10 protein-coding genes and 1 rRNA gene are annotated in these 13,608 nt (G+C 70.9%); 5 read left to right on the forward strand and 6 right to left on the reverse strand.

Annotation, left to right across the window (positions count from 1 at the left end; genetic code table 11):
* From D0D15_RS12920 to D0D15_RS12930, 3 genes are all read right to left on the reverse strand, one after another.
* Nucleotides 1-104 (reverse strand): 16S ribosomal RNA (locus D0D15_RS12920); the annotation flags it as partial.
* Nucleotides 105-481: 377 nt separating this feature from the next.
* On the reverse strand, nucleotides 482-1,825 hold the full coding sequence (gene glnA / locus D0D15_RS12925) for a type I glutamate--ammonia ligase (protein WP_017987056.1): 1,344 nt from the start codon (nucleotides 1,823-1,825) through the stop codon (nucleotides 482-484).
* Between the two features lie 9 nt (nucleotides 1,826-1,834).
* Complete coding sequence (locus D0D15_RS12930) at nucleotides 1,835-3,187, reverse strand: MFS transporter (protein ID WP_233157368.1); 1,353 nt, start codon at nucleotides 3,185-3,187, stop codon at nucleotides 1,835-1,837.
* Here D0D15_RS12930 and D0D15_RS12935 point away from each other — a divergent pair.
* Nucleotides 3,186-4,136, forward strand: coding sequence for a GlxA family transcriptional regulator (locus D0D15_RS12935; RefSeq protein WP_094006785.1), 951 nt, complete (start codon nucleotides 3,186-3,188; stop codon nucleotides 4,134-4,136). The genes D0D15_RS12930 and D0D15_RS12935 overlap by 2 nt on opposite strands.
* Nucleotides 4,137-4,153: 17 nt before the next feature.
* Nucleotides 4,154-4,849 (forward strand): LppX_LprAFG lipoprotein, encoded by a 696-nt coding sequence (locus D0D15_RS12940; RefSeq protein ID WP_094006745.1) that lies wholly within the window; start codon nucleotides 4,154-4,156, stop codon nucleotides 4,847-4,849.
* Here D0D15_RS12940 and D0D15_RS12945 read toward each other — a convergent pair.
* Both D0D15_RS12945 and D0D15_RS12950 read right to left on the reverse strand, forming a co-directional pair.
* Nucleotides 4,846-6,399 (reverse strand): alpha/beta hydrolase, encoded by a 1,554-nt coding sequence (locus D0D15_RS12945; RefSeq protein ID WP_094006746.1) that lies wholly within the window; start codon nucleotides 6,397-6,399, stop codon nucleotides 4,846-4,848. The two genes, D0D15_RS12940 and D0D15_RS12945, sit on opposite strands and share 4 nt — an antisense overlap.
* A 22-nt stretch (nucleotides 6,400-6,421) precedes the next feature.
* Nucleotides 6,422-8,014, reverse strand: coding sequence for an alpha/beta hydrolase (locus tag D0D15_RS12950; protein WP_244214951.1), 1,593 nt, complete (start codon nucleotides 8,012-8,014; stop codon nucleotides 6,422-6,424).
* 114 nt (nucleotides 8,015-8,128) lie between these two features.
* Between D0D15_RS12950 and secA2 the strand changes: the two genes are divergently transcribed.
* From secA2 to D0D15_RS12965, 3 genes are all read left to right on the forward strand, one after another.
* Nucleotides 8,129-10,447 (forward strand): accessory Sec system translocase SecA2, encoded by a 2,319-nt coding sequence (gene secA2 / locus D0D15_RS12955; RefSeq protein ID WP_094006747.1) that lies wholly within the window; start codon nucleotides 8,129-8,131, stop codon nucleotides 10,445-10,447.
* Nucleotides 10,448-10,480: 33 nt separating this feature from the next.
* Entirely contained in the window at nucleotides 10,481-12,190 is a 1,710-nt protein-coding gene (locus tag D0D15_RS12960) for an NAD+ synthase (RefSeq protein ID WP_094006748.1), read from the forward strand.
* A 65-nt stretch (nucleotides 12,191-12,255) separates the two neighbouring features.
* Nucleotides 12,256-12,852, forward strand: a complete 597-nt coding sequence (locus tag D0D15_RS12965) for a DinB family protein (RefSeq protein ID WP_094006749.1) — start codon at nucleotides 12,256-12,258, stop codon at nucleotides 12,850-12,852.
* Between the two features lie 146 nt (nucleotides 12,853-12,998).
* On the opposite strand, the gene D0D15_RS12970 is transcribed toward D0D15_RS12965, so the two are convergent.
* On the reverse strand, nucleotides 12,999-13,532 hold the full coding sequence (locus D0D15_RS12970; RefSeq protein ID WP_094006750.1) for a methylated-DNA--[protein]-cysteine S-methyltransferase: 534 nt from the start codon (nucleotides 13,530-13,532) through the stop codon (nucleotides 12,999-13,001).
* Nucleotides 13,533-13,608: the final 76 nt, after the last annotated feature.

A 13,608-nucleotide genomic window follows, 5' to 3' on the forward strand; every position in this document is an offset into this window, starting at 1 on the left:
CCGTTCGCCACTCATCCACACCCGAAGATGCTTCAGCGTTCGACTTGCATGTGTTAAGCACGCCGCCAGCGTTCGTCCTGAGCCAGGATCAAACTCTCCAACAATGCTAGAAAATCGATCCGGCTATAATTCATAGCCTCAAAGGAACCCACAAAGGGTTCTAGCTAATCAACTGGCTTTAGCTCACCAATACACTGTTGAGTTCTCAAACAACACGAAGCTGCTGCTTCTGCAAAGCTTTTCTGGTTGTCGCGGAGGGCGTCAGCAACCCTACTGGTTTAGTAGTAGTGGTTGGCGACCCACCCGCGGGCCGACCAAGAACTTTACCCGGTTCGGTTCGCGGTGTCAACACCGCCCGACCCTGGCCCGTCCGCCGGGGCTTTCCGGCCCCGTCGTCCCGGTCTCCCTGGCGACGAAGAGAAGATTACATGCCCCGGAACCCCCCTGAAACAGGGGGGTCCCTTAAGCCGATTTCCCCTGGTCAGAGCACAGGTAGCAGGGTCTTGAGCTCGTACGGGGTCACCGACCGGCGGTAGGCGTCCCACTCCGCGCGCTTGTTCCGGAGGAAGAAGTCGTAGACGTGCTCGCCGAGCGCGTCGGGCAGCAGCTCGGACTTCTCCATCTCGGCCAGCGCCTCGCCGAGGTTCTGCGGCAGCTGGTCGTACCCGGCCGCGCGGCGCTCGGCGTCGCTCATCGACCAGATGTTGTCCTCGGCCGCCGGCGGCAGCTCGTACCCCTTCTCGATCCCCTTCAGCCCGGCGGCGATCACGACCGAGTACGCCAGGTAGGGGTTGCAGGCCGAGTCGATCGTGCGGATCTCGACCCGCCGCGACGACGCCTTGCCCGGCGAGTAGTTCGGCACCCGCACCAGCGCGGACCGGTTCGCCCGGCCCCACGACACCGTGGTCGGCGCCTCTCCCCCGCTGATCAGCCGCTTGTACGAGTTCACCCACTGGTTGGTCACCGCGGAGATCTCCCGCGCGTGGTGCAACAGGCCGGCCACGAACGCCTTGCCCGTCTCGGACAACTCGTACGGGTCTTCGGGGTTGTGGAACGCGTTGCGGTCACCCTCGAACAACGACACGTGCGTGTGCATGCCCGAACCGGGCTGCTCGGTGAACGGCTTGGGCATGAACGTCGCGCGCACCCCCTGGGTCAGCGCGACCTCCTTCACCACGTACCGGAACGTCATGACGTTGTCGGCCATGGTCAGCGCGTCGGCGTAGCGCAGGTCGATCTCCTGCTGCCCGGGCGCGCCCTCGTGGTGGCTGAACTCGACCGAGATGCCCATCGCCTCCAGCGCCTCGATGGCGTGGCGGCGGAAGTGCGTCGCGGTGGCGTGGCTGGCCTGGTCGAAGTACCCGCCGTTGTCCGCCGGCTCGGGCTCGCTGCCGTCCGAGGGCAGCGACGAGAGCAGGAAGAACTCGATCTCCGGGTGCACGTAGCAGGTGAACCCGGCCTCGCCGGCCTTGGACAGCTGACGCCGCAGCACGTGCCGCGGGTCGGCCCAGGACGGCGACCCGTCGGGCATCGCGATGTCGCAGAACATCCGCGCCGAGTAGTGCCCGCCCTCCGGGGTCTCCCAGGGCAGCACCTGGAACGTCGACGGGTCGGGCTTCGCGACCATGTCCGATTCGTAGACGCGCGCGAAGCCTTCGATGGCCGACCCGTCGAACCCGATCCCGTCGCTGAAGGCGCCCTCGAGCTCGGCCGGGGCGACCGCCACCGACTTCAGGAAACCGAGGACGTCGGTGAACCACAGACGAACGAATCGGATGTCACGTTCTTCCAGCGTGCGCAGCACGAACTCCTGCTGGCGATCCATGGCCGCACCCTACGCATGGTGTGTTAACGGCGTGTTTCGTGGTTCCCGTGTTGCCCTGACGGAGGGAATGAGCAGCGACATCACCGTGGCCAGTGCGCACAGCCCACCCGAGATGTACCACGCGAGGTCGTAGCTTCCGGCGCGGTCGTGGATGAGCCCGGCGCCCGTCGCGGCGATCGCGGCGCCGACCTGGTGGGAGGCGAACACCCAGCCGAACACGATCGGACCGCTCAGGCCGAACTGCTCGCGCGCCAGCGCCACCGTCGGCGGCACCGTGGCCACCCAGTCCAGGCCGTAGAAGATGATGAACGCCCACATCGGCGGCTCGGTGGTGGGGGCGAACAGGTGCGGCAGCACGATGAGCGACGCGCCGCGCAGGAAGTAGTACACGCCGAGCAGGATCCGCGGGTTGACCCGGTCGGTCAGCCAGCCGGACGCGATCGTGCCGACCACGTCGAAGATGCCGACCAGCGCGAGCAGCGAGGCCGCGGTGGTCGGCGGCATCCCGTGCTCGTGCGCCGCGGGCACGAAGTGGGTCTGGATCAGGCCGTTGGTGGACGCCCCGCAGATCGCGAACCCGCCGGCGAGCAGCCAGAAGGTGCGCGTCTTCGCGGCCTGTCCCAGCACCTGCAGCGCGCGCCGGGCCGCTCCCGTCGACGGCGGCAGCTCCTCGGCCTCGGTCGCGCCGTACGCGGTCAGGCCGATCTCGCTCGGGTGGTCGCGCAGGAAGATCAGGATGATCGGGACGACCGCCAGCGCGGCGAAGGAGACCACCAGGGACGCGGTGCGCCAGCCGTCGTTCGTGGCGATCGCGGCGAGCAGGGGCAGGAACACCAGCTGCCCGGCCGCGCCAGCCGCGGTCAGGATGCCGCTGACCAGCCCGCGGTGGCGGACGAACCAGCGCGAGGTCACGGTCGCGACGAACGCCAGCGCCATCGACCCGGTGCCCAGCCCGACCAGCACGCCCCAGCACAGGAGCAGCTGCCAGCTCGCGGTCATGAACACCGTCAGCCCGCTGCCCGCGGCGACCAGGACCAGCGCGCCGGTCACCACCTTGCGCATGCCGAGCCGCTCCATCAGCGCCGCGGCGAACGGCGCGGTCAGGCCGTAGAGCATCAGGTTGATCGACACGGCGGCCGAGATGGTGGCCGTCGACCAGCCGAACTCCTCGTGCAGCGGGTCGATCAGCACACCGGGGGTGGCGCGGAAGCCGGCCGCGCCGACCAGCGCGACGAAGGCCGCGAAGGCGACGAACCAGGCCGGGTGGATGCGCGACTTCGTTCTTGTCACCGGCACAGCCTCGCCGATCTGGATCACTCGGTCGAGTGGCCGGAGCGCCAATATGTGCAAGAATCCGGCCATGCACCGGGTGGTGGTCCTCGCGGTATCCGAGGTGGTCGGGTACGACCTGAACATCGCGCCGCTCGTCTTCGGCACCGCGCGCCAGGACGGCGAACAGCTCTACGACGTGCGGGTTTGCGGGGTCGACGACCGGCCGGTGCGGGTCAGCCACGGCTACGACGCGCACCTCGGCCACGGTCCGGAGGCCCTCGACGACGCCGACACCGTCATCATCCCCGGCACGCGCGTGCACGGGCCGCGTCAGGAGGGCGTCCTGCCGCCCGAACTGGCCGCGGCGCTGGCCCGGATCCCGTCGTCGGCGCGGCTGGTCTCGATCTGCACCGGCGCGTTCGTGCTGGGCGCCGCCGGCCTGCTCGACGGGCGCCGCGCGACCACGCACTGGGCGCACGCGGCCCGCTTCCGGCACCTCTACCCGCGGGTCGACCTGGACGAGAACGTGTTGTTCGTGGACGACGGCGACATCCTGACCTCGGCCGGGCTCGCCGCCGGGCTGGACCTGTGCCTGCACCTCGTGCGGTCCGACCACGGCAGCGCGGTCGCCAACCACGTCGCCCGGTATTGCGTGGTGGCGCCCTGGCGGGACGGCGGGCAGTCGCAGTTCATCGAGCAACCGCTGCCCGGCGGCGACGGCAGCACCGCCGCGACGCGCGCGTGGGCGCTGGAACGGCTCAGCGAACCGCTCGACCTGGCTGCGCTCGCGAAGCACGCGGGCATGAGCGTGCGCACCTTCAGCCGCCGCTTCCGCGCCGAGACCGGGCAGTCGCCGCGGGTCTGGCTGAACCAGCAGCGCGTGCTGCACGCCCGTCACCTGCTCGAGACCACCGACCTGCCCGTCGAGCGGGTCGCGGCCGAGTCCGGGCTGGGCACCGCGGCTTCGCTGCGGCAGCACCTCAACGCGGCGATCGGCGTCGCACCGCTGGCATACCGCCGCACCTTCGCCCGCCGCTGATCGCTACCGTTGGACGCATGCTCCGCCGACGCACCGCCGGTGTCACCCTGGCCCTGGTCCTGGCACTGTCCAGCGCCTGCTCGGCCGCTCCCGAGGAACCGCTCCCCGACGGGCGCGCGCTCGTGGACGCCGCGGAGACGAGCCTGAACGGGATCCGCAGCGTGCGCTTCGACTTCAGCGTCAGCTCGACCATCCCCGGCCTGGACATCCGCGAGGTCAAGGGGCAGGCCAGCAAGGACGGCGGGCCGCACGGCACCGCGATCGGGCAGGCGGACGTGCAGGCCTCGGCCGACCGGTTCGAGCTGGACTACGTGCTCGTCGGCGAGACGCTGTTCCTCACCGACACCAAGGGGCAGCAGCGGCAGGTCCCGGTGCCGGCCGACTACAACCCGATGACGCTGCTGGATCCCGAGCGCGGGCTGCCCAGGCTGATGTCCGACGCGACGGCGCTGAAGACGGAGACCAAGGAGGACGTCCTCGGCGTGGAGGCCTACCGGGTCACCGGTGAGCTGGCACGGGACGTCATCTCCGGCGTCATCCCCGGCATCCAGGCGGACGTGGACATCAAGTTCTGGGTCACCAAGGCCGAGCCGCGCAACCTGGTGCGCGTGTGGATCCAGGTGCCGCCGCGGCAGCCGAACGAGGGCGCGATCCAGCTGGAGCTGGCGCTGTCCGACCAGAACGTCCCGGTGGGGACCACGACCGGCGGTTAGGCCTGGCAGCGGGTGCCCGGGGCCGGCTGGCTGTTGTCGACGAGGTAGTCCAGGCCGGCCACGTCCACGCACATGTTGCCGTGCAGGAACGCGGTGTGCTGGGTGTCGTCGACGGTGAGCAGGCCGCCGTGGAAGACGTTCGCGAGGTTGACGCCCGCCTGGTACGGGGTGACCGGGTCGTTGGTCGTCGAGATGACCAGTGGTGGCGCGGCGGAGGTGACCGTCGGCCGGTGCGGCTGGGACGTGCTCGGCACCGGCCAGGACGCGCACACGTCGAGTTCGCCCTGGTCGGGACGGCCCCAGCCGAGGAACGGCGCGGCGTCGGTCATCCGCTGCCGGGACACCGCAGGGTCGCTCGCGCGCGGGTTGTCCACGCAGCGCACCGCGTAGTAGGCGTCCTGCAGCGACGAGTACTTCCCGTCCGCGGCGCGCTCGTAGTAGCCGTCGGCGAGCCGGAGCAGGACCGAGCCGTCACCGCGCCGCAGCAGCCCGAGGCCGGTGTCGAGGAACGGCCACGAGTGGCTCGAGTACATCGCCTCGACCACGCCGGTGATCGCGTCCCGGTACGACAGCAGCCTGCCGTCGCCGGCCTTCGCCGGGGCGGCGACCAGCGGCTGCACCAGGTTCTGGAACTCCGCCGCCGCCTTCGCCGGGTCGCGGCCCAGCGCGCAGCCGTCGTGCCGGGCGCACTCGACCGCGAACTGCCCGAACGCGCGGGCGAACCCGGCGCCCTGCGCGACCAGCGAATCCGGGTCGTTCTCGGCCGGGTCGATCGCGCCGTCCAGCAGCAGCGCGCGGACCCGCTCCGGGAAAGCCTCGGCGTAGCTGTAGCCGATCTGGGTGCCGTAGGAGTAGCCGAGGTAGCTCAGCTTCGCGTCACCCAGCGCGGCGCGCAGGACGTCGAGGTCCTTGACCACGTCCCGGGTGCCCATGTTGGCCAGCATCGCGGTGCCGTGCTCGGTGCGCTGGGCGCACTTCGCCGCGAAGTCGTGTGCCTGTCCGCTCCACGCGGCCTCCGACGTGCCCGGGTTGCTCGCCCGCTCGGCGTCGCGTTCGGCGTCGGTCAGGCATTGCACGCGCGGACGGCTGGCGCCCACGCCGCGCGGGTCGAAGCCGACGAAGTCGAACCGCAGGCCGATGGCGTTGTTGGACACCGTCGGCACCAGCCGCGCGGCCGCCTCCATGCCGGACCCGCCCGGCCCGCCCGGGTTCATCACGAGCGAGCCGATCCGGTTGGCCGGGTCGAGCGCCTTGTGCCGCAGCACGCCGATGGTGATCGTCTCGCCGCGGGGGTTGGCGTAGTCCAGCGGCACGGTCAGCCGGGCGCACTCGACGCCCGGCGTGCGGAACGCGTCCTGGCTCGGCTGCCCCGTCGCGTACGCGGCACAGTCGCCCCACGCGAGCTTCTGGTCGTAGAAGCGGTCCAGCGCGTGGGTGTCCGCCACCGGGGAGGGTGACGGCGGCGGTGCGGTGGCCTGCGGGGTGCACGCGGTCAGCGCGCCGGCCAGCAGGCCCGCGGTGATCAGCGTCCGGCAGCGGGAGAAACGCATCTCCCACATCGTGCCAGTCCGGTCACTGAGAGGTACAGCGCGTGCCCTCCGCCGGGAGCGTCCCGTTGATCAGGTAGTCGCTGCCGATGTCGTCCACGCACGAGATTCCCTGCAGGAAGACGGTGTGCTGGGTGCCCTCGAACGTCAGCAGCGCGCCCTTCATCGCCTTCGCGAGGTTCACCCCCGCCTGGTAGGGAGTGGCCGGATCGTTGGTGGTCGAGATCACCAGGACCGGCGGCACGCCGGCGACGTTCGGCTCGTGCGGCTGCGAGGTGTTGGGCACCGGCCAGTACGCGCACGGGTCCAGCGCCGCGCCGTTCGGCCTGCCGTCGTCGAGGAAGGGCGCCACCTGGTCGTAGCGGTTCTCCGCCTCGAGGATCTCGCGGCGATCGGTCACCGGCGGGTCGTCGACGCAGCGGATCGCGGTGAAGGCGTCCTGCGTGTTGGCGTAGCGGCCGCTGCTGTCGCGCTCGTTGTACTGGTCGGCCAGTGCCATCAGCGTGGTGCCCTGGCCGCTCTTCAGCTCGTTGAGCCCGGCGTTCAGCACCGTCCACAGCTGCTGCGAGTACAGCGCCTGGATCGCGCCCAGGGTGGCGTCGTCGTAGCTGAGGACCCGGCCGTCGCGCAGGCGCACCGGGTTGTCGATCAACGGCCGCACCAGGTTCTGGAACGCCTGCGTGGCGGCCGCCGGGTTCGTCCCGAGCGCGCAGTCGCGGCGGGCGGCGCACCACCTGGCGAAGTCGTTGAACGCCACGCCGAAGCCCTGGCCCTGCGCGACCAGCGACTCGACCTCGTCCTGGCTCGGGTCCAGCGCGCCGTCGAGCACCATCGCCCGCACGTTCCGCGGGAACGCCTCGGCGTAGGTGTAGCCGATCCGGGTGCCGTAGGAGTAGCCGAGGTAGGTCAGCTTCTCCTCGCCGAGCGCGGACCGCAGGACGTCCATGTCCTTGACGACGTCGCGGGTGCCCAGGTTCGCCAGCATCGCGGTGCCGAACTGGGTGCGCTCGGCGCACTTGTCGGCGAACTCCTTCGACTCGGCGTCCTGGCGGGCCACGCCGGCCGGCGAGCCGTCGGCCTCCAGGTCCTCGGCGCGCTGCTCGGCCCGCTCGGCGTCGGTCAGGCAGGTGACGTCGGGCTCGCTGGCGCCGATCCCGCGCGGGTCGAAGCCGACGAGGTCGAAGCGCTTGCCGATGTCGGTGTTCGCGACCTGGGACGAGAGCCCCGCGGCCGCGTACATGCCGGACGCGCCCGGGCCGCCCGGGTTGATCACGAGCGAGCCGATGCGGTTTCCGGTCGCCTTGTGCCGGAGCACGCCGATCGTGATCGTGTCGCCGTCCGGTTTGCCGTAGTCCAGCGGCACCGTCAGCCGGGCGCACTGGAGGCCAGTCCTGCCGAAAGCGGATCGGATGTCGTCGGAAGTCGCGTAAGGTTCGCAGTCGCCCCAGGTCAACGGCTGTGCGTAGAACCTGTCCAGCCCCGCGGGCACCACGCCGGCCGGCCCCGCCGACTCGGTGGTCACCGTCGGCGCCGGAGCAGGCGACGGCTCCGGCGAGGTGCAGGCCGCGACCGGCACCAGCAGGCAGGCGCCGAGGACGGCGGCGCGTACGGAGGACAACCTGGCTCGCTGAAGGAGGCGCACGTCGTGATCGTGCCATCCTGAGTGGGAACACAGGTGCACCGCCACCTCGTTGGCTGGTGGGTTGCGCGCGAGAAGGACAGGAGACCACGGGTGCCAGCACTGATCAGCCGAATGGGCAAGCGGCTTCGCAAGCTCATCGAGCGGCCGGGCAGCGTCGAGCTGACCAAGTACGAGGCACTGCTGCCGGACATCGAGGCGCTCGAACCCGAGCTGGAGGCGTTGAGCGACACCGAGCTGACCGAGCGCGCGGGCAAGCTCCGCCTGGAGGCCGAGCTCGGCGACCCGCAGCTGGTGGAGCTGTGCGCCCTCGGCCGGGAAGCCGCGCGGCGGGCGCTGGACGAGCGCGCGTTCGACGTGCAGCTGCTCGGCACGATGGGCCTGCTGTCCGGGCACGTGGTGCAGATGCAGACCGGTGAGGGCAAGACGCTGGCCGGCGCGCTGGCCGCGGCGGGGTACGCGCTGCAGGGCAAGCGCGTGCACGTCATCTCCGTCAACGACTACCTGGCGCGCCGCGACGGCGAGTGGATGAAACCGGTGTACGACCTGCTCGGCGTCACCGTCGGCTGGGTCGACGGCAGCCTCACCCGCGAGGAGCGGCGCACGGCGTACGACGCCGAGGTCACCTACGGCGCGGTCAGCGAGATCGGGTTCGACATGCTGCGCGACCGGCTCGTCACGCGCGCCGAGGACGTCGTCCAGCCCGACCCGGAGGTCGCGATCGTCGACGAGGCCGACTCGGTGCTCGTCGACGAGGCGCGGGTCCCGCTGGTGATGGCCGGTTCGGTCGACCAGGCGATCGCCGACACCGAAGTCGCCAACGTGGTCCGGCGGCTGCGGCTGGGCCTGCACTACGAGACCGACACCGACGGCCGCAACGCGTGGCTGACCACGGCCGGCGCGTCGGTCGTGGAGAAGGCCCTCGGCGGCGTCGACCTCTACAGCGAGTCCGGCTCCGAGCGGCTCGCGGCGGTCAACGTCGCCCTGCACGCGCACGCGCTGCTCACCCGCGACGTCGACTACCTGGTGCGCGACGGCAAGGTCGAGCTGATCAACGCCTCCCGCGGCCGGGTCGCCGAGCTGCAGCGCTGGCCGGACGGCCTGCAGGCCGCGGTCGAGGCGAAGGAGCAGGTCGCGCCCACCGACCGCGGCGAGATCCTGGACTCGATCACCGTGCAGGCCCTCATCGCCCGGTACCCGCAGGTCGCCGGCATGACCGGCACCGCGGTCGCGGTCGCCGAGCAGCTGCGTGAGTTCTACCGGCTCGAGGTGGCGGTCATCCCGCCGAACAAGCCGAACATCCGCGAGGACCTCGACGACCGGATCTTCGCCTCGCCGTCGCACAAGCTGCGGGCGATCGTGACGGAGATCCGCGAGGTGCACGAGACCGGGCGGCCGATCCTGGTCGGCACCCAGGACGTCGCCGAATCGGAGGAGCTGGCCGAGAAACTGGCGAAGGCCGACCTGCCGTGCGTGGTGCTCAACGCGCGCAACGACGCCGAGGAAGCCGCGATCATCGCCGAAGCCGGCAAGTACGGCGCGATCACCGTGTCCACCCAGATGGCCGGCCGCGGCACCGACATCCGGCTGGGCGGCGCGGACGGCAAGGACCGCGAACGCGTCGCCGAGCTGGGCGGTCTGCACGTCATCGGCACCGCGCGGTACCCGTCGAGCCGCCTCGACGGTCAGCTGCGTGGCCGGTCGGGCCGTCAGGGCGACCCGGGCAGCGCGGTGTTCTTCGCGAGCCTGAACGACGAGCTGGTCACCTCGAACGCGCCGGACGTGCCCGATGGCATCGACGCGGACGACTCGGGCGAGATCACCGACCCGGCGGCCAAGCGCCACATCGACCACGCGCAGCGCGTCGCCGAGGGCGTCGACCTGGAGATCCACCGCAACACCTGGCGCTACACGCGGCTGATCGAGCACCAGCGGCGCGAACTGCTGGAGTACCGCGACAAGCTGCTGCGCACCGACGCGGCCGCGGAGGCGCTGGAGGGCGAGAAGCGGTACGACGAGCTGGTCGAGAAGGCCGGCGAGGAGACGGCGAAGCAGGTGTGCCGCGAGATCATGCTGTACCACCTGGACCAGCTGTGGTCGGACCACCTCGCGTTCCTGACCGACGTGCGGGAGAGCATCCACCTGCGCGCGCTGGCGCGGGAGACGCCGCTGGACGAGTTCCACCGCATCGCGATCCCGGAGTTCCGCAAGATCGTGCCGAGGATCCAGGAGCGGTCCGCCGAGACGCTCGCGGAGGCGGAGATCAGCGCGGACGGCATCGACCTGGCGGCCTCGGGCGTGCGGCGGGCCAGCTCGACGTGGACGTACCTGGTGCACGACGCGCCGTTCGACGCGGGGTTCGAGGAGACGCTGCGGCAGGTGCGCAGCCTGTTGCGGCGCAAGAAGAACTGAGCCGTCCGCCGGGGTGTGACCGACAATGGGGTCATGCTCCGGATCGCGCTGGCCCAAGTGAACCCGACCGTCGGCGACCTCACGGGCAACGCGGCGCAGACCGTGACGTGGACCCGCAAGGCCGCCGAGGCGGGGGCGCACGTCGTGGTGTTCCCCGAGATGTCGCTGACCGGGTACCCGGTCGAGGATCTCGCGTTGCGGGGGACGTTCGCGGAGGCGTCGCGCGCTGCGTTGCGGGCGTTGGCTGCTTCGCTGGCTGACGCGGGTTGTGGCGAGCTGCTCGTGTACGTGGGCTACCTCGACGTGGACGCCGTCGGCCCGCGCAACGCGGCGGCGGCCCTGTGGCGGGGCGAGGTCGTCGCGCGGCAGTTCAAGCACCACCTGCCCAACTACGGCGTGTTCGACGAGCAGCGGTGGTTCGAGGCGGGGCGGACGCTGGACGTGCTGCGGTTCCACGGCGTCGACATCGGCATGGTGATCTGCGAGGACCTCTGGCAGGAGGGCGGGCCGGTGTCCGCGCTCGGAGCGGCCGGGGTCGGCGTGGTGGTGTCGCCGAACGCGTCGCCGTACGAGCGATCGAAGGACGACATCCGGCTGCCGCTGGTCGCGCGGCGGGCCACGGAGGCCGGTGCGCCCCTGGTCTACTCGAACCAGGTCGGCGGGCAGGACGACCTGGTGTTCGACGGCGACTCGTTCGTGGTCGGCGCGGACGGGTCGGTGCTCGCGCGGGCGCCGCAGTTCGTGGAGCACCTGCTGGTGGTGGATCTCTTCGTGGACGCGGTGGGGTGTGCGCCGGGGACGTACGAGGGGCTCGAGGTGCGGCGGCGGGTGCTGTCCGCGGATCCGGTGCCGGCGTACGAACCCTTGGCCGCGGCGGTGAGCAAGCCGTTGTCCGACGAGGCGGAGGTGTGGTCGGCGCTGGTCGTCGGGCTGCGGGACTACGTGCACAAGAACGGGTTCCGCTCGGTGGTGCTGGGGCTCTCCGGCGGGATCGACTCGGCGGCGACGGCGGCGCTGGCGGTGGATGCGCTGGGGGCGGATTCGGTGCACGGGGTGTCGATGCCGTCGCGGTACTCGTCGGGGCATTCGCGGGACGACGCGGCGGAGCTGGCACGGCGGCTGGGGTGCCACTTCCGGGTGGAACCGGTCGAGGACATGGTGCGGATCTACGTGGACCGGCTGGGGTTGTCCGGCCTGGCGGAGGAGAACATCCAGGCGCGGGTGCGCGGCATGCTCCTGATGTCACTGTCCAATCAGGAGGGTCATCTGGTGCTGGCGACCGGGAACAAGACCGAGCTGGCGGTCGGGTACTCGACGATGTACGGGGACGCGGTGGGCGGTTTCGCGCCGCTCAAGGACGTGTTCAAGACACACGTGTGGGCGCTGGCGCGGTGGCGCAACGCCTCGGCCGAGAAGCGGGGTGAGGTGCCGCCGATCCCGGAGAACTCGATCGCGAAGCCGCCGTCGGCCGAGCTGCGACCGGGTCAGCTGGACACGGATTCCCTGCCGGACTACGGGTTGCTGGACGCCATCCTCGACGACTACGTCGAAGGCGATCGGGGTTACGGTTCGTTGGTGGAGGCCGGGTTTTCGCCGGAAACGATCGATCGGGTGATCCGGATGGTCGACCGTGCGGAGTACAAACGCCGCCAGTACCCGATCGGTACGAAGACAACTTTTAAGGCTTTCGGGCGAGATCGACGGCTGCCCATCACGAACTGCTGGCGTGAAGGGGAGTTCTGAGGCCGGAAACTGTCGGACCCGGATGCCATCATTCCCCCATGACCCTCCTGGAAGGAACTGTTGTCATGGCTGGGAATGTCCGTCCGGTGGCCGACGAGCGCGACGGCCTGCTCACCTTTCTCGCGCAGCAGCGCCATGTCCTGCGGCTGGCGGCGCACGGTCTGAGCGACGAGCAGGCGCGGCTGACGCCCACGCGGAGCGCGTTGAGCGTCGGCGGGTTGATCAAGCACGTGACGAGCACCGAGCAGAGATGGATGGCCGCGGTGCTGCACCGGGAGAAACCGTTGCGGCGACGGGAAATTCCGGCGTCCGCGGGCCGGGATGCCTTGGCGGGCTTCCGGCTCGGTGAGCGGGAGAGCCTGTCCGGCGTGCTGGCCGCCTACGACTCGGTGGCCAGGGAGACCGAGGAGATCGTCGGCGGGATCGAGGATCTCGGGCAACCGGTGCCGGCGCCGCGGGGCGTGCCGTGGTTCCCGGACGACGCCGACGCGTGGCCGGTGCGATGGGTGCTGCTGCACCTGATCCAGGAGACAGCGCGGCACGCCGGGCACGCGGACATCCTCCGGGAGCACATCGACGGCGCGACGGCCGTGCCACTCATGGCCGCGGTGGAGGGGTGGCCGGTCAGGCCGTGGCTGGCCCCGTGGCAACCGAGCGGTTGAGGGCGCCGCCGCTCGGGTCGCCCCGTCCTGTTCCCTCCGACGCGAAGAGCCCGTGTCCGTCCGCACCCTGCCCAGAGGAGGCCCTCCTGAACAACAGCCGCCACGCCGGCCGCCGGCTCCCGGTCGGGCGCGATCCCCCTCTCGCGTCAGAACAGAGTCGGCTGGACGTCGGCGCCTTCGATGATGAGCATCTGCCGCTTGGTCTCCACGCCACCGCGTGCGGAGAAGCCACCCATCCGGCGCCCGGCCGCCAGCACCCGGTGACACGGCACGACGATCGGGAACGGGTTGTGTCCCAGGGCCTGGCCGACGGCCTGCGCCGACCCCGGCATGCCGAGCCGGTGGGCGATGTCGCCGTAGGTGAGGGTCCGTCCGGGCAGGATGGTCCGCGCGATCTCGTACACGCGGCGGTTGAACTCCGGCACGCCCTCGTAGTCGAGGACGATCCCGAGGAGGTCCCGGCGCTCGCCGCGCAGGAGGGCGGTGATCTCGTCGATCGCGGCCTGGATCTCCGCCGGGGGCGTCGATTCGGTGGCTTCGGGGAAGGCTGCCTGCAGGTGGGCGCGCGTGGTCGCGGGGGCGCCGTCGGGCAGGCGGACGCCGGTCACACCGTGCTCGCCCCAGGCGATGCCGCAGTGGCCGATCGCGGTGTCGAAGAGCGCGTAACCGAGTGCTGTCATGGTGTCCCCTCAGGCCGACCGGTGCCGCCAACGTGTTCTTGATGACGGCGGTGCCTTGCTCCATCAAAGCACCGGT

The organism is Amycolatopsis thermalba, from assembly GCF_003385215.1.
Lineage (GTDB): Bacteria > Actinomycetota > Actinomycetes > Mycobacteriales > Pseudonocardiaceae > Amycolatopsis_E > Amycolatopsis_E thermalba.